Genomic DNA, 15,728 nt, shown 5'->3' with positions numbered 1-15,728 from the left:
AGGTGTTTTTAGAACACCACACCCTGGCTGCGCAGGTAGTCGTCGTAGGTGCCGCTGAAGTCGGTCACGCCATTAGGGCTCAACTCGATGATGCGGGTGGCCAGGGACGATACGAACTCACGGTCGTGGCTGACGAAGATCAGCGTGCCCGGATAGTTTTCCAGCGCCAGGTTCAGCGCCTCGATCGATTCCATGTCCAGGTGGTTGGTCGGTTCGTCCATTACCAGTACGTTCGGCTTTTGCAGGATCAGCTTGCCGAACAGCATGCGGCCTTGCTCACCACCGGAGATGACCTTGACCGACTTGAGGATCTCGTCGTTGGAGAACAGCATGCGACCCAGTGTGCCGCGAATGATCTGCTCGCCCTGAGTCCACTGGCCCATCCAGTCGAACAGGCTGACGTCGTCTTCGAAGTCATGGGCGTGGTCCTGAGCGTAGTAGCCCAGCTCCGCGCTTTCGGTCCACTTCACGGAGCCGGCGTCCGGGGTCAGCTCGCCCATCAGGGTGCGCAGCAGGGTGGTCTTGCCGATACCGTTCGGGCCGATGATCGCTACGCGCTCGCCGGCCTCGACGGTGAAGCTGAAGTTCTTGAACAGGGTCTTGCCGTCGAAGCCCTTGGACATCTGCTCGATGGTCACGGCCTGGCGGTGCAGTTTCTTGGTCTGTTCGAAGCGGATGAACGGGCTCACGCGGCTCGATGGCTTGACTTCGGCCAGCTGGATCTTGTCGATCTGCTTGGCGCGGGAGGTGGCCTGCTTGGCTTTCGAGGCGTTGGCCGAGAAGCGGCTGACGAACGTTTGCAGTTCGGCAATCTGGGCTTTCTTCTTGGCGTTGTCCGAAAGCAATTGCTCGCGGGACTGGGTCGCCGCGGTCATGTACTCGTCGTAGTTGCCCGGGAACAGGCGCAGCTCACCGTAGTCCAGGTCGGCCATGTGGGTGCAGACGCTGTTGAGGAAGTGACGGTCGTGGGAAATGATGATCATGGTGCTGTTACGCACCGTGAGAATCGATTCCAGCCAGCGAATGGTGTTGATGTCCAGGTGGTTGGTTGGTTCGTCGAGCAACAGCACTTCCGGATCGGAGAACAGTGCCTGAGCCAGCAACACCCGCAGTTTCCAGCCCGGAGCCACTTCGGACATCGGACCGAAATGCTGTTCCAGTGGAATACCCAGGCCCAGCAGCAGCTCACCGGCGCGGGATTCGGCGGTGTAGCCGTCCATTTCGGCGAATTCGGTTTCCAGCTCGGCCACGGCCATGCCGTCTTCTTCACTCATTTCCGGCAGCGAATAGATACGGTCGCGCTCGGCCTTGACCTTCCACAGCTCTTCGTGACCCATGATCACGGTGTCGATCACGGTGAATTCTTCGTAGGCGAACTGGTCCTGGCGCAATTTACCCAGGCGCACGTTCGGCTCCAGCATGACCTGGCCGCCGGACGGCTCGAGGTCACCGCCGAGAATCTTCATGAAGGTCGACTTGCCGCAACCGTTGGCGCCGATCAGGCCGTAACGGTTGCCACCGTTGAACTTGACCGAAACGTTTTCGAAGAGCGGCTTGGCGCCGAACTGCATCGTGATGTTAGCTGTAGAAATCAAAGGTTTTTCCTGCGAAGCATTCAGAGTAGCTAGGGTTGCGGCAGTACCGGTTCAGTACCCGTTTCCACTGTCCGGACCCCGGGACATTCATCCCGATCGGCAGTGGAAGATCCATCTGGCATTAAGTGGACAGCAGCATGTGGCGCGCCTGGCCCGAGTCAACGTGCGCTGAAAGGGGGAGGTTTCCCGCTCTCAACCTGGGGACGCGTAAAGTTTGGCGGCGATTGTACTGGTCTGGCTCTTTAAACGATAGGGCGTTGAGGCCTGTGCAACGCTTTGGCGGATTTTTGCGGCGACATTTTCGCCGTTGCAGGTTAACTATTGGTTACAAACTGTGGCTAAAATGCCATCTATCGGCCGGATGCCGACCATCGGTATGGTTCGATGGCATCACAGGGCCTCTGTTTCGTATTCAGCCGCTGCACAAGACCGGGAGACCGGGATGCCGGTAAAGGGTGCAGTTTGTTTACTTCTGATGTGTGACGATTTCCGTGAAACTGATCATTGCCGTTATCTACGTTGTCTCCATTGCGTATGTCCATCTGCGTGGTCAAGTGCGCCATAAGCTGGGTCGCCAGTTGAGTGATCACTCGACGTTTCTGGCGCCGATAAACTGCTTTCTTTATCTGTTCTCGAAAATCCCCAACAAGCCGTATCTCGACCCGGCCGACTTCCCCGACCTGCGTCCGTTGCAGGCACACTGGGAAGAAATTCGTGCCGAAGGCCAGAATTTGCTTCACGCCGGCGAGATCAAGCGTTCGAACCAATACGACGACGTCGGTTTCAACTCGTTTTTCAAGACCGGTTGGAAGCGCTTCTATCTCAAGTGGTATGGCGACAGCCACCCCTCGGCCATGAAGCTCTGCCCGCGCACCACCGAGCTGTTGCAGGGTATTGACTCGATCAAGGCGGCGATGTTCGCCGAATTGCCGCCGGGCTCCAGACTGGTGCGCCACCGCGATCCGTATGCCGGTTCGTACCGTTATCACCTGGGCCTGGATACACCCAACGCCGACGGTTGCTACATCAATGTCGATGGCCAGAACTACCACTGGCGCGATGGCGAAGTGGTGATGTTCGATGAGACCTACATTCATTACGCGGAAAACACCACGCCGCACAATCGCATCATTTTGTTCTGCGACGTCGAGAGGCCGATGAAGTATCGGTGGGCAGCGGCATTCAATCGCTGGTTCAGTCGCAATGTCATGTCGGCGGCTGGCGCGCCGAACGAGGCGGGCGACAGGACCGGAGGGCTCAACCGACTGTTCGGCAGGATCTACAAGGTTCGCCTGCGCGGCAAGCAACTGAAAAAGCGTAACCGCACGCTTTACTACCTCGAAAAATGGACGATCTTTGCCGGATTGCTGGCAGTCTTCATTCTGATCTGAGAGGTGTTCTGTTACATCTTCCCGGGGAGGTTTTTGTTAACAAATCCGAACCCCGGGCGTAGCGTGGTATCGAAGTCCTTATCCACGCGACGTAGAGAGGCACCCCATGAACCGATACGTGTTTGGCGCCATTGCGCTAGCCTTGAGTGCCATTCTGGGCCCCCAGGCACAGGCCGATGCCTCTGCTTCGTTGCAATTGGCCCAGAACCTGCCAGGCCGCACCAACAACAACCCTTACAACAGTCCGGTTCAGCGGGCCAATCCCAACAGCATGCAAGGCACTCAACCCAGTGCCCCGGCTATACGCGGACCGAACACCGTTCCGGTCCAGCGCTCGCCGACGCTGGACAACGGCGGCATCGGTAATCGCTATCCCGAGCGGAGCGTTCCCGCCAACCCGCCGAAGTTCATTGCCAATCCACCCCCACGAGACATCGGTAACAACATCCCTTGAGTGGCAGGCAGGTCGTCTGCCCGCTGTTTTCAGCAGACCTCATGTTGATCAGAAAAGGAATCGTGCATGTTGCGCAAAAACTTATTGGCACCCCTCTGTGCCGGCGCATTGATCACCGTCACGTGCACTGTGCTTGCCGCGCCCATCCAGACGATGAAAAGCGAAGAAGGCACCCTTGAGGCCACCCCGATCGTGACGGGGCTGGAGCACCCTTGGGCGCTGGCGTTCTTGCCGGATGGTAAAAGCATGCTGGTAACCGAACGCCCCGGCAACCTGCGGCTGGTCACTGCCGACGGCAAGCTGTCGGCACCGCTCAATGGCGTACCAACGGTCTGGGCCAAGGGGCAGGGCGGCTTGCTGGACGTGGCGTTGTCACCGGACTTCAAGCAGGACCGGATGGTCTACCTGTCCTATGCCGAAGGGGGTGGCGAAGGTAACAAGGCCGGTACTGCGGTGGGCCGCGGCCGGCTCTCCGAAGATATGACGGCGCTCAAGGATTTCCAGGTGATCCTGCGTCAGGAACCCAAACTCTCGGTCGGCAACCATTTTGGCTCGCGGCTGGTGTTCGATCGCGACGGCTATCTGTTCGTGACCCTGGGGGAAAACAATGACCGCCCGACCGCCCAGGACCTCGACAAACTGCAAGGCAAAGTGGTGCGAATCTACCCGGACGGCACGGTGCCCAAGGACAACCCCTTTGTCGGCCAGGCCAACGTACGCCCGGAAATCTGGTCCTACGGGCAGCGTAACCCGCAAGGCGCGGCGCTCAATCCGTGGAACGGCACACTGTGGGAAAACGAACACGGCCCTCGGGGCGGCGATGAAATCAACATCATCGAGCGTGGCAAGAATTACGGCTGGCCGCTGGCGACCCATGGCATCAACTACTCCGGTCTACCGATTCCCGAAGCCAGGGGCGATACCGTCGAAGGCACAGTTTCCCCGAACCATGTCTGGGAAAAGTCCCCGGGCCTGAGTGGCATGGCGTTTTACGATGCCGACCGCTTCAAGGCCTGGCAGGGCAACGTGTTTATCGGCGCGTTGGCCAGCCAGGAACTGATTCGCCTGGAGTTCAATGGCGACAAGGTGGTGCACGAGGAGCGTCTGCTCGGGGAGCTGAAAAAGCGCATTCGTGATGTGCGACAAGGGCCGGATGGGTATTTGTATGTGCTGACCGATGAAGAGGATGGTGCCTTGTATAAAGTCGGATTGAAATGAAACTCACCCGCCGCCTTCGCGAGCAAGCCCGCTCACACATAGATTCCTACAGGTCCTGAAGATCCGATAGTCCAACATCACGGACGCGTCCTACACGCATTTCGGAAGCCTCCTATTTCAACGCCTGTCCGCTTCCAGAAAGCTGTCGAGCGCTTGAACGGGGATGGAAATGAAGCCTCCCCGAACGCCCAGGGAGGCCCATACTTGAACACCGTTCCGCCCGTCTTCTTCGACCACAGCCGCCACAAACTCTGGGTCGACGAGCTCGAGACCCACCTCGACGTCCTCGCCTTTGACGGCCAGGAGCACCTGAGCCAACCCTTCAGCTACCACATCGAATTCACCAGCACCGAGCAGGACCTCGCCCCGGAACAACTGCTTGGCAAGCAAGCCCGTTTCAGCCTGTACGCCACCAAACAGCCACCGGTGATCAAAGGCCTGCCCATCCCTGTAATCACACCGCTGCGCACCCTGCACGGCGTGATCACCGCCTTGCAACGCCTCTCCGGCTCCCGCGACGAAGCGCGTTATGAAGTCACCCTGCAACCACGCCTGGCCCTGCTCGAGCGCGGCCGCCAATACCGCATCTACCAGCACCAGTCGGTGCCGGAGATCGTCGAGCACGTCCTGCGCAGCCGCCACCAGTTTGCGTATCAGGACTTCGTCTTCGACCTGACCCGCGAATACCCCCGGCGCGAACAGGTCATGCAGTATGGCGAAAGCGATCTGGCGTTCATCAGCCGGCTGCTGGCCGAGGTCGGCATCTGGTACCGCTTCACCAGCCATGAACGCTTGAAGATCGACGTGGTGAATTTCTGCGACGGCCAGCGCGGCTACCAGTTCGACGTCGAGCTGCCGTTGCGCCCGCCGGCCGGCCTGAGCAGCAGCGAAGACGGCGTGTGGGCGCTCAAGACCCGCCACCAGGTGGTGGAAAAACACGTCAGCGTCCGCGCCTACCAGCATCGCGACGCCCGAGCCTACCTCGACGCCGATGTCGACCAGACCCGCGGCGCCACGACCACCTACGGCGAGGCCTACCACTACGCCGAACCCTACCGCGAGCTCGGCGACCGCTACCAGTTCTATCACGAGCTGCCCGCTGACAACGGCTACTTTTATGCCCGTCTGGCCCACGAGCGCTACCTCAACCGGCAGACCCTCATGAGCGGCACCAGCAGCAGCGCCACTCTGGCGCCGGGCCAGGTGCTGACCATCAGCGACGGCGCGCCCCAGGCCTTCAGCCCGCGTTGCACGATCATCGGCGTGCGGACCCGCGCCGCCCGCGATGCCAGCTTCGAATGCGATTTCGAAGCCATGCCTTACTCGGAATACCTGTGCTTTCGCCCGCCACTCGTGGCCAAACCGCAAATCGCCGGCACCGTCCCGGCCCGGGTCACCAGCGGCCAAGCCCACGACAAATACGCCGAGATCGACAAGGAAGGCCGCTACAAGGTCAACTTCCTGTTCGACCGCGACAGCTGGAAACTCGGCCAGGAAAGCCTGTGGCTGCGTCTGGCCCGGCCCTACGCCGGCGACACCCACGGCCTGCACCTGCCCCTCATCTGCGGCACCGAAGTCGCCATCGCCTTCGAACAGGGCGACCCCGACCGCCCGTACATCGCCCACGCCCTGCACGACAGCGAACACCCGGACCACGTCACCCTGGCCAAGCGCGACTACACCCGCAACGTGCTGCGCACCCCGGCCAACAACAAGCTGCGCATGGAAGACGAGCGGGGGCAGGAGCACGTCAAACTCAGCACCGAATACGGCGGCAAGAGCCAGCTCAACCTGGGGCATCTGGTGAATGCCGAGAAGCAGAAGCGCGGGGAAGGCTTTGAGCTGCGCACGGATGATTGGGGGGCGCTACGCGCGGGCAAGGGGCTGTTCATCAGTGCCGACGGCCAACCCAAGACGCAAGGCCAAGTGCTGGACATGAGCGCCGCCGTGGACCGCCTGCAACAAGCCGGCGAACAACTGCAAAAACTCTCGGTCGACGCCCAGGCCGCCGGCGCCGAGCCGGCGGACGTAAGCGCGCAACTGCAACTGCTGCGCGAAGATCTGGAAGAGTTGAAGTCTTCAGTGCTGCTGCTCAGCGCCCCGCAAGGCATCGCCCTGACCAGCGGCCAGCACCTGCAACTGGCCGCACAAAACAACCTGATGCTCAACGCCGGCGGCGAAGCCGACCTCAGCGTGGTCAAGCGCCTGTTCATCGGCGTCGGCCAGGGCCTGAGCCTGTTCGTGCGCAAGCTGGGGCTCAAGCTGATCGCCAATCAGGGGCCGGTGCAGATTCAGGCGCAGAACGACAAATTGGAATTGTTCGCCCGCCATGGGCTGGACATCACCAGCACCGAGGATGAAATCCGCATCACGGCCAAGAAGAAAATCCTCCTCAATGGCGGGGGCAGCTACTTCAGCCTGGAACAGTGCGGTATCGAGTCGGGCACGGCGGGGGATTACAAGGTCAAGGCCGCGCATTACGAGTACAGCGGACCGGCCAAGCAAGTGCTGGAGACACCCGTGATGCCGCCGTTGAGCGAATACGCGACCAAGCGCCTGGGTCTGACCAAAATCTCCGGCTAATCCGGAACGCCATCGCCTCGTACAACGGCGGCTTCATCACAAGGAACGGATCACCATGCTCGGCTACATTTTTGAGGTCATCAAGGACGAGATCAGCTATCGACGCGAGCGAGCCCGGCGCGCCGCGCTGCCACCCCCTGCACCGGAGACGAAGTCGAGTCCCGCCACACCGTCACTCGGCATGCGCATACTCTCGCCACCTCCGCGACCGGCACCCTCAATGCCGCCGCTAAAGAACTGGAGTCACCCCTTCGGCGACCGTGGCAACCCGTTGCAGCAATTGACCCAACTGGCCAACGCCCAAGCCGGTTACTACCCGTTGGGTCGCAATGGCATGTGGCATGGCGGTGTGCATTTCGATTCCGGTACCACAGGCTCCGATGCTCTGTTTCAGGTGCACTGCCTGGCTGACGGCGAGGTCATGGCCTACCGCGTTCCCGAGCACACACCGCTTAGCACCTTTTATCCGGAAGCGGGGGGCACCCTCGAAGCGCCGTTTGCTTCGGGGTTCGTGCTGGTCCGGCATCACCTGCAAGCGCCGAAGATGGATGGCAGCGGTGATGAACCGCCTGGCCTGACCTTCTTCAGCCTGTACATGCACCTGGAAGATTGGGCGCGTTATCAGGCGGACCCAGCGCTAGCACGTCCCGGCTTCTGGCCTCCTGCCCCGGTTCTTCGCGTCAAACCAGACGCGCCCGACAGAATGCCCGGCCACCCGGAACAACGGGGGGCGAATGTCTGGCATAAAGACCATCAGGGCCAAGTAATCGATTTCCTGCCTGTTGGCACTGAGGTGACAATCAGTGGCACCGGTAACTTCCGCAAGCTGGAAAACAGCCGTGGCCCAGCGACCCTGCGCAATGAGGATGATGCGTTACGGGGTTATGTTTCATTCAGCCACCTTGCGCCGAATCACGCAGGCAGTTATCGCGTCAATGTGATCAACGATCCACTTGTGGTCCGTGCTGAACCCGACAGGCATAGCGCAAAGATTGGAGAGTTGCCGAAGGGCACTGAAGTCACCATCAGCGGCGAAGGTGACTTCCGCAAGCTGGAAAGCATTGCCCAGTACGTGCAATTCAAATCGTTGCAGAGTGAGCGCAAACCGCAGGTTTTCGATGACGTGGTGGTACTCGATCAACCAGTGCCCATCAACGCCGGCGAACTGATCGGGCATCTCGGTCGGTATCAGGAATGCGACGAAACCGCGCCAAAGCAAAAGCTGCATCTGGAGGTCTTCAGCGATGATGACGTGCAAGCCTTCTTCGCCGCCAGCCGTGCCTGGGCCCAGCACCTGCCGGACAAACACAAGACCTGGCTGAAGCTCGCCAAGGGCACGACCGTGGCAGCGCATCAAGATCGCATCAGCGCCAGCCTTTTGCCCATCTGGAGCAGCGACAACCCCCGCAGTGATGCCGACCTGCTGGTACCTAAAAGCCTGCTCGACGGCTTGCCGCCCGAGCGGAAAATCCAGGTGCCCACCGGTGCCAGCGGCAAAACCTACAACTGGTACCGCCTGGAGGGCCTGCTCCATGACGCAGCCGGAAACCTGCTGGACGACGGCTGGGTGCGTGAGGAAGTGGGTGTCACGCCCTGGATCAGTCCCTGGTCCTGGGAAGGGCACGACGTTCTCTACAACTACGCACTGCCGCAGTTGAGCCTGTCCTATCTGCTGAGTGTCACGGGCATGCTCGGTGAGGAGTCGCAGGACCGCCTGCGCGACCGGGCGGAAAAGTGGGACAAGGGGCGGATGCAGACGCGCTTGTACGAAATCATCGACCGAGACCGCAACGGCAAAATGACCGCCGACGAATTGCAAGCGGCATTGCGCATGCCCGCGAAGGCACAGGCACTGGCGCAGTTGGTGATCTTTAGCGAAAGCGAATGGAACTACCAACAGAGCAAGTGGGATGCCCTGGACGAGGTGTTGGGGCATACCAATTCGGCACCGATTTTGAATTGGGTGGCGGAGAAACAGCGAATGAAGCAGTTGAGCTGGTGGGGTGAGGTGGCGGGGAAGGTGGGGTTGTCTAAAGAGGGGATGGTGTTTCACTTTCATCCGGTGCGTTTAGTCGGTGGTTTTTTGAGTAATAACTATAAGATTACCGTCAGTTTAATAGAAAAAGTAACAGGCAAGACTGGGGCGTGGTTTACGGGGAAAGGTGGTAGCAGAAGGTTCACCAAAGAGTTCCAAGAAAATTATCCGAATGTCTATGGGTTCGATAAGCATAAATTTATTGATCTGCTCAACGATGCATTTGAGCGGCATGGCATAGTTACACCCTATCAGCAAGCGCACTTTGTAGCCCAGTGTTTTCACGAGTCCGCACACTTTGAAACAACGATCGAATTTGCTACGGGAGATGGATACGACCCTGGGGCGCACACTAGTGCTATTGCCAACGGAAATACGGAAGTCGGAGATGGCCAAAAATATAAAGGTAAAGGGCTAATCCAGCTGACATGGAAGAACAACTACAAGGCCTACTCGGAATTCAAAAGCATAGACCTTGTTTCAAGTCCGAATCTAATTGCGGAAAACATGCACTTAGCCATTGATGTTTCGTGTTGGTTCTGGAGAAAAAAAGGCGCCGTATATAAAAAGCATGAAGCTAAAGGTGATATCAATATACTGATTGACAAGGAGCCGTTCAATGTCAGCCTTGTCACGCTTGCTGTAAATGGCGGAAGTAACGGATTGGGTGAACGAACCGATATATTTAATGCGCTAATGAAGGAGTGGGGGCTAAAGTGAGTTTTCATCAAAGAAATATCTTCTGGTTAATTGTTTTTTTCATGGGTGTCGACCCTCTGTGCAATGTCACTTTGGCTGCTGAAAAAGCTCCAGTAGTGAAAATAGAAAGTCGATCACCTCTTTCTGTTTCATTGCTAGAGCGAGGAGTAAAATACAACCTTTCAATTTCAAAAAAAATCAATGATGAAGTTGAGGGGATCTACACTGATTTGCACCTGCAAGATCTTAATGGCGATGGCATGCATGAAGTTGTGGCAACACTAGATGATCATGGGGGAGTAAACCAATGTTCAAAAGCCTACGTAGTAAATCTGACCGATTACTCACTGGACAACCTGGTTTTCGATAGTGGCCCATTGTGCAACCATAAAGTTGACCACGAATACTTGATTAGCTCGTACAGAGACGGCGCGATCTGGAGAGAAGACATTTACAAAGTTGAAGGGCGTGCGACACAAATAATTTTTGCGGATAGTTGTATAGGGTGTGGCGAGGTCTTAAGAAAAAAATTCGACTTAGGCGGAAATTATTTTCAATATCTTGCACGTGATAACGGGGACTTTAAAGAGCGTCATCCAATATTTGCAGTGGTTTCTTCGATGAGGGCTGAAGTTTTTAGCAGTCCCGGAGTCTTGTCCAGAAAATATTTGACACGTGGGGACAAAGTGATAGTGGTTCAAGTGGATGATTCAAATTCAGGCATCCCCTGGATTCAAGTCAGATTTGAAGGAGAGATAACTACCGATGGGTGGATTAAATGCAGTGACATTGAAAATTGCAATAATCTGTAGGTTTAAACGATAGGTGACTAATCTTTAGTGTGCAGAAGTAAACCGTCAGAAGCACTCATTATCCCAATCCTCTTGTGAAGGAAAAGGGATCTCGGAGTACTGATAGCTCACCGAGAAAAAAGAGGAAACTCAATTTGAGAGGGCTTTAAAATGCGATTGTTGGGATTGATTATATATTGCTTTAGCTTTTTTTGGATTTTGACTGCTATTGCCGCAGAGAGACATCTGGCATTTAAACACAACGGCATTCCAGTCGCCCTTGACGGTCATTCATGCGCCTGTGGTTGCGCATTGATTTCCTCGTTGCCTGAAGCGGAAGCGAGTTAGTCATGCCGGTCAGACTAGATAAAGTACCTCCTCTCGCACTGCGTCCTGCACAACCCGGTTTTTTGCGTTGGCTCGGCTTGCTGTTGCTGTTGCTGTGTTTGTTGCTGGGTGTGGGCGGGGGATTAGTATTTGGTGATGAACCCTTGCCCCAGTGGCCTGTTGATTTCTGGGGCTTGGCCGTAGGTATACCAATCTTCGGTTGGTGTCTGCTGGGTTTCTTGCGAGTGGCGTTGTATCTCGGCCAACAGGGCGTTGCCGATGGTTGGGATGAGGCGCGTGAGGAAGACCTGATCCGTAAAATTCGCCAGGGTCGGCGCTCTCAGCAACTGTTGAGTGTGAGCCTGTACACCGCTTTTCGAAATCCAGAAGATCAGCCAGATGCGCAGTTGAATAAGTTGCGCAGCGGAACTCAATCTCTGAAGGCTCAAGCGACCCGACTGGGCGAAGCACCATTACGCCATAGTCGTTTGCATTGTGGTGCGGATGAATCGTCGAACGACTTGCTGCTGCGGGTGGTGACGCAGGTACTGAGCGACCTGGCGCAAACTCTGGCTCAGGTGCCTGACGACAGGCTATTGGCTTTATTGTTGGAGATCGAAAGCAGCTTTTCGGAAGATTTGTTGTGCCGAGTGTGGCAACAGGCGTGGGCTGAGTCGGGTATTCGCCAAACAACGGTACTCGTCGAGGGCAGTGGATTGGCCGCAGTGGATCACTGGCTCGACCAACGCATCAACGATCAGGCCATGCTGATGGTTGTAGCGTTACATCTTGCGCCGGAGCAGCCCGAAGACACGGCAGAGGTCGCCGTGGGCTTGTTGCTGGGCAACCGCCTGACGCAAACCACCCTGGCGCCGATCGCCTACCTCCACCGTCCTGAGCAGGAGCGCGCGGCGACCGATATCGATCTGCTCTACGCCACGCGCCAGGCCCTCGACTGGGTGCCGCTGCAAGCGCAGGCGGTCGAACGGGTCTGGCGGGCGGGGATCGATGCGCAACGTCAGGCCTCCATCGCCACCGCGTTGATGGACGTGCCCATGCCGGTCCAGCCACCACAGGGTTTGTGCAACCTCGATGCGGTGCTCGGGCAGCCGGGGAAAACCTCCCCCTGGCTGGCCATCGCCGCCGCGGCGCAATCGATTGAGCGCGGTGCTGGGCCGCAATTCATTTTCAGTGGTGGTGGCGCTGCCACGGCCGGGCTTTGGGGCACGGTGTTGATGCCGGTGTCTCCACTTTCGACATAGGAAATTTCGAATGCAGTTTCGACGCTCTGTAGGGATCGGTGTGCTGATCGGCGGGCTGTTGCTCACCGGTCTGGTCTTGGCGGGAGTGCTCTGGCGCCATCCCGAATGGCTGGGGATGGCCGCCGGCAGTGACCGGCAAAGGATCTGGCTGGCGGTGACCTCGGTCCTCACCCTCGGGGTGATGTTTTGGGGTGGCTACCATTGGCTGGGGCGGCAACTGGGGCGCGCCGATTATCTTCAGTTCGACGGGGATGATGCTCGCCAAGCGGCGCCAGTCTCCCTTGAGGAGTCCGTCGAGTCCCGGGTGGCACGTACCATCGCGACGATCAATGCGGACCTGCGCGAACAACACGGCCTGCTCTGGCGCTTCAAGGTTCGCGTGTTCCTGGTGGTCGGCGAACCGGAGCAGATCGACGCCATCGCTCCCGGCTTGGCCCACCACCAATGGCTGACCAGTCACGACACCCTCCTGCTCTGGGGCGGCAGTACGCAAACCGCGGCCAGCGACAGGGTACTGCACCTGTGCCAATGGCTGACCCGCTGGCGCCCCCTCGACGGTGTCATCTGGGCCCTGAATAAACCACAAAGCGCCGACGCCGCCGCGATGGACATCGGCGCCCGCCACCTGCAAGCCCTGGCGCTCAAGCTGCGCTGGCAGTTGCCGCTGCACCTGTGGCAGGTCTGCGACAGCCAGTGGCAACAGGACCAGCGCCAGCCGGTCGGCTGCCTGCTGCCCACCCCCGTGACGCCGCCGGATGTGGAGGACGCGCTGGACAGCCTCCTGCAACCCCTGCGCCACGCCGGCTGGCTGCAGATGCAGGACTCGGTGGACAACGATTTCCTCGTGCGCCTGGCCCGCGATCTGCAGGTCGAGGGCATTGCCCGTTGGCGTCAGGTGCTGGCACCGTTGTTTCGGATTTTTGCCCGGGGCGTGCCGTTGCGTGGTCTGTGGTTCAGCCTGGCGGTGCCGGGCGGCACGGCAGAGGCCGGGCGTCTGTGGCATGTCACGCCGCCCTGGGAGGGCGTGCTCGGTGACCAAACCGTGCACCGTCGCCGCCTGGGCTGGGGCGCCGTGCGCATCGGCTACGCAATGGCCCTGGCCCTGATCGCGGTGTGGGGTGTTGGCCTGCTGCTGTCGTTCGCCAGCAACCGCGTGCACATCACCCAGGTACAGAGCGCCATCACCTCGATGCAACAGGCGCAAAGCGCCGACCAACAACTGCTGGCCCTGCACCAGCTGACCCTAGAGCTGGGGCGCCTGGATGACCGCGTCGAACACGGCACGCCCTGGTACCAGCGGTTTGGCCTGAACAAAAACGACGCGCTGTTCGAGGCGCTGTGGCCGCGTTATGTCGAGGCCAATAACCGGCTGCTGCGCGACCCGGTGGCGGCCACTCTGCAACAGCAGCTCGACGCCCTGATCAAGTTGCCGCCCGCCAGCCCCGAGCGCGCCCGCCGGGCCCCGGCGGCCTACGCCCAGCTCAAGGCCTACCTGATGCTGACGCGGCCGGAAAAGGTCGACCCGACCTTCCTGACCCAAGCCCTGAGCGAGGCGCAACCGCAACGCGCCGAGATCTCGCCCGGCCTGTGGCAACACCTGTCGCCGATCCTGTGGCAGTTCTATGCCGAACAGCTGGCGGCGCATCCCGACTGGCGCATCGAGGCCGACCCGCGACTGGTGGCGCAAGCCCGCCAGGTGCTGCTTGGCCAACTCGGCCAGCGCAACGCCCAGGCCAGCCTCTATCAAAAAGTCCTCGACGACACGGCCAATCATTACCCGGCGCTGAGCCTGCCACAGATGGTCGGCGACACCGATGCCCGGGCGCTGTTTGCCAGCCAAAAAACCGTGCCCGGCGTGTTCACCCGCCAGGCCTGGGAAGGGCAAGTGCGTGGGGCCATCAACGCCATCGCCGAGGCCCGTCGCGAGGAAATCGACTGGGTGCTCAGCGACCGCCCGGCAGACCTCGCCGCCGAGCTGACCCCGGAGCAACTCAAGGAACGCCTGACCGAGCGCTACTTCCAGGACTACGCCAACGCCTGGCTGGATTTCCTCAACAGCCTGCGCTGGCAAGAGGTCGACAGCCTCGGCGAGGTCATCGACCAGCTGGCGCTGATGAGCGACGTGCGCCAGTCGCCGCTGCTCGCGCTGCTGAACACCCTGGCGTATCAGGGCCAGGCCGGCGCGCGCGGCCAGGCGCTCGGCGATTCGCTGGTCAAGTCGGCGCAGAAGCTGATCGGCCAGGACCAGGTGCCGCTGATAGAACTGCCAGCGCCAAGCCAGCCGCTGGACGCCAGCTTCGGCCCGTGGCTCACGCTGCTGGGCAAGGACGCCGACGGCAAGGCCGACAGCGAGCGCTTGAGCCTGCACGGCTTCCTCAACCGCGTGACCCGGGTACGCTTGAAATTGCAGCAAATGATCCAGGCGAGCAACCCGCAGGCTATGACCCAGGCCCTGGCGCAGAGCGTGTTCCAGGGCCAGCAGGTCGACCTGACCGACACCCAGGCCTACGGCAGCCTGGTCGCCGCCAACCTGGGCGCGCAGTGGGACGGCGCCGGTCACGCGCTGTTCGTGCAGCCGCTGGAACAGGCCTGGCAGCGGGTCCTGCAACCCTCGGTCGCCGGCCTCAACAGCCAGTGGCAACGGGCGGTGGTCAACGACTGGCAGGGCGCCTTCGCCGGTCGCTACCCCTTCGCGGCGACCGCCAGTGACGCCTCGTTGCCGATGCTGGGGCAGATGATCCGCGCCGATTCCGGGCGCATCGAACAATTCCTGCAGCAACAACTGGGCGGCGTGCTGCGCAAGGAAGGCAGCCGTTGGGTGGCCGATGCCCGGCACAGCCAGGGCCTGCGTTTCAACCCGCAGTTCCTCAGCGCGATCAACCAGCTCAGCCACCTGGCCGACGTGCTCTACACCGACGGCGGCATGGGCCTGAGCTTCGAGCTGCAGGGCAAGGCCGTGCGCGACGTGGTGCAGACGACCTTCGTGCTCAACGGTGAGAAACACCACTACTTCAACCAGAAAGAGCGCTGGCAACGCTTCGCCTGGCCAGGCTTCAGCAGCCACCCGGGCACCAGCCTGACCTGGACCAGTGTCCACGCCGGCGAGCGCCTGTACGGCGATTTCCAGGGCACCTGGGGCTTGATCCGCCTGCTGGAACAAGCCCGGGTCACGCCGTTGACCGACAGCGACAGCCACTACCGCGTGCAACTCAAGGCGCCGGACGGCATCGACCTGACCTGGAACCTGCGCACGGAACTGGGCGCGGGGCCGTTGGCGCTGCTCAAGCTGCGGGGCTTCAAGATACCGACGCAGATCTTTGTGGGGGAGAGCGATGCCTCAACAGCTGCTGCGAGAAGCGGCAGGTCTGGGTGA

The 15,728-nt window shown here is 59.8% G+C and carries 10 protein-coding genes; 9 read left to right on the top strand and 1 reads right to left on the bottom strand.

The features are described from left to right. Positions 1-8: 8 nt before the first annotated feature. Complete coding sequence (locus ACEN8Q_RS07895) at positions 9-1,595, bottom strand: ABC-F family ATPase (RefSeq protein WP_033044478.1); 1,587 nt, start codon at positions 1,593-1,595, stop codon at positions 9-11. A gap of 491 nt (positions 1,596-2,086) precedes the next feature. On the opposite strand from ACEN8Q_RS07895, the gene lpxO reads away from it, so the two are divergent. The 9 genes from lpxO to ACEN8Q_RS07850 all read left to right on the top strand — a co-directional run bounded on the left by lpxO (position 2,087) and on the right by ACEN8Q_RS07850 (position 15,728). Further along, positions 2,087-2,986 carry a lipid A hydroxylase LpxO gene (gene lpxO, locus ACEN8Q_RS07890; protein WP_413427484.1) on the top strand — a complete coding sequence of 300 codons (900 nt, stop codon included), beginning with the start codon at positions 2,087-2,089 and terminating at the stop codon, positions 2,984-2,986. Positions 2,987-3,092: 106 nt separating this feature from the next. Then, positions 3,093-3,440 carry a hypothetical protein gene (locus tag ACEN8Q_RS07885; protein WP_413704916.1) on the top strand — a complete coding sequence of 116 codons (348 nt, stop codon included), beginning with the start codon at positions 3,093-3,095 and terminating at the stop codon, positions 3,438-3,440. Between the two features lie 66 nt (positions 3,441-3,506). Continuing rightward, complete coding sequence (locus ACEN8Q_RS07880) at positions 3,507-4,658, top strand: PQQ-dependent sugar dehydrogenase (protein WP_413704915.1); 1,152 nt, start codon at positions 3,507-3,509, stop codon at positions 4,656-4,658. A 204-nt stretch (positions 4,659-4,862) separates the two neighbouring features. Further along, positions 4,863-7,241, top strand: a complete 2,379-nt coding sequence (locus ACEN8Q_RS07875; protein ID WP_413704914.1) for a type VI secretion system Vgr family protein — start codon at positions 4,863-4,865, stop codon at positions 7,239-7,241. A gap of 55 nt (positions 7,242-7,296) precedes the next feature. Continuing rightward, the gene (locus tag ACEN8Q_RS07870; RefSeq protein WP_413704913.1) at positions 7,297-9,996 is read left to right on the top strand and encodes a glycoside hydrolase family 19 protein; all 2,700 of its coding nucleotides are present in this window, start codon (positions 7,297-7,299) and stop codon (positions 9,994-9,996) included. Further along, positions 9,993-10,787, top strand: coding sequence for a hypothetical protein (locus tag ACEN8Q_RS07865; RefSeq protein WP_413704912.1), 795 nt, complete (start codon positions 9,993-9,995; stop codon positions 10,785-10,787). The genes ACEN8Q_RS07870 and ACEN8Q_RS07865 overlap by 4 nt, the downstream gene beginning before the upstream one ends. A gap of 150 nt (positions 10,788-10,937) precedes the next feature. After that, complete coding sequence (locus ACEN8Q_RS07860) at positions 10,938-11,114, top strand: PAAR domain-containing protein (RefSeq protein ID WP_413704911.1); 177 nt, start codon at positions 10,938-10,940, stop codon at positions 11,112-11,114. A gap of 2 nt (positions 11,115-11,116) precedes the next feature. After that, complete coding sequence (locus tag ACEN8Q_RS07855) at positions 11,117-12,355, top strand: hypothetical protein (RefSeq protein WP_413704910.1); 1,239 nt, start codon at positions 11,117-11,119, stop codon at positions 12,353-12,355. Positions 12,356-12,365: 10 nt separating this feature from the next. Further along, positions 12,366-15,728, top strand: a complete 3,363-nt coding sequence (locus ACEN8Q_RS07850) for an ImcF-related family protein (RefSeq protein WP_413704909.1) — start codon at positions 12,366-12,368, stop codon at positions 15,726-15,728.

It is taken from the genome of Pseudomonas sp. Pseusp16 (assembly GCF_047324915.1).
Taxonomy (GTDB): Bacteria; Pseudomonadota; Gammaproteobacteria; order Pseudomonadales; family Pseudomonadaceae; genus Aquipseudomonas; species Aquipseudomonas fluorescens_CD.
This window is presented reverse-complemented; position numbering and strand designations above follow the sequence as displayed.

Bases quoted from the DNA above. Each gene is read 5' to 3' on its own strand.
- ACEN8Q_RS07885 (WP_413704916.1), top strand. From the start codon at position 3,093: ATGAACCGATACGTGTTTGGCGCCATTGCGCTAGCCTTGAGTGCCATT.
- ACEN8Q_RS07880 (WP_413704915.1), top strand. From the start codon at position 3,507: ATGTTGCGCAAAAACTTATTGGCACCCCTCTGTGCCGGCGCATTGATC.
- ACEN8Q_RS07870 (WP_413704913.1), top strand. From the start codon at position 7,297: ATGCTCGGCTACATTTTTGAGGTCATCAAGGACGAGATCAGCTATCGA.
- ACEN8Q_RS07860 (WP_413704911.1), top strand. From the start codon at position 10,938: ATGCGATTGTTGGGATTGATTATATATTGCTTTAGCTTTTTTTGGATT.
- ACEN8Q_RS07855 (WP_413704910.1), top strand. From the start codon at position 11,117: ATGCCGGTCAGACTAGATAAAGTACCTCCTCTCGCACTGCGTCCTGCA.
- ACEN8Q_RS07850 (WP_413704909.1), top strand. From the start codon at position 12,366: ATGCAGTTTCGACGCTCTGTAGGGATCGGTGTGCTGATCGGCGGGCTG.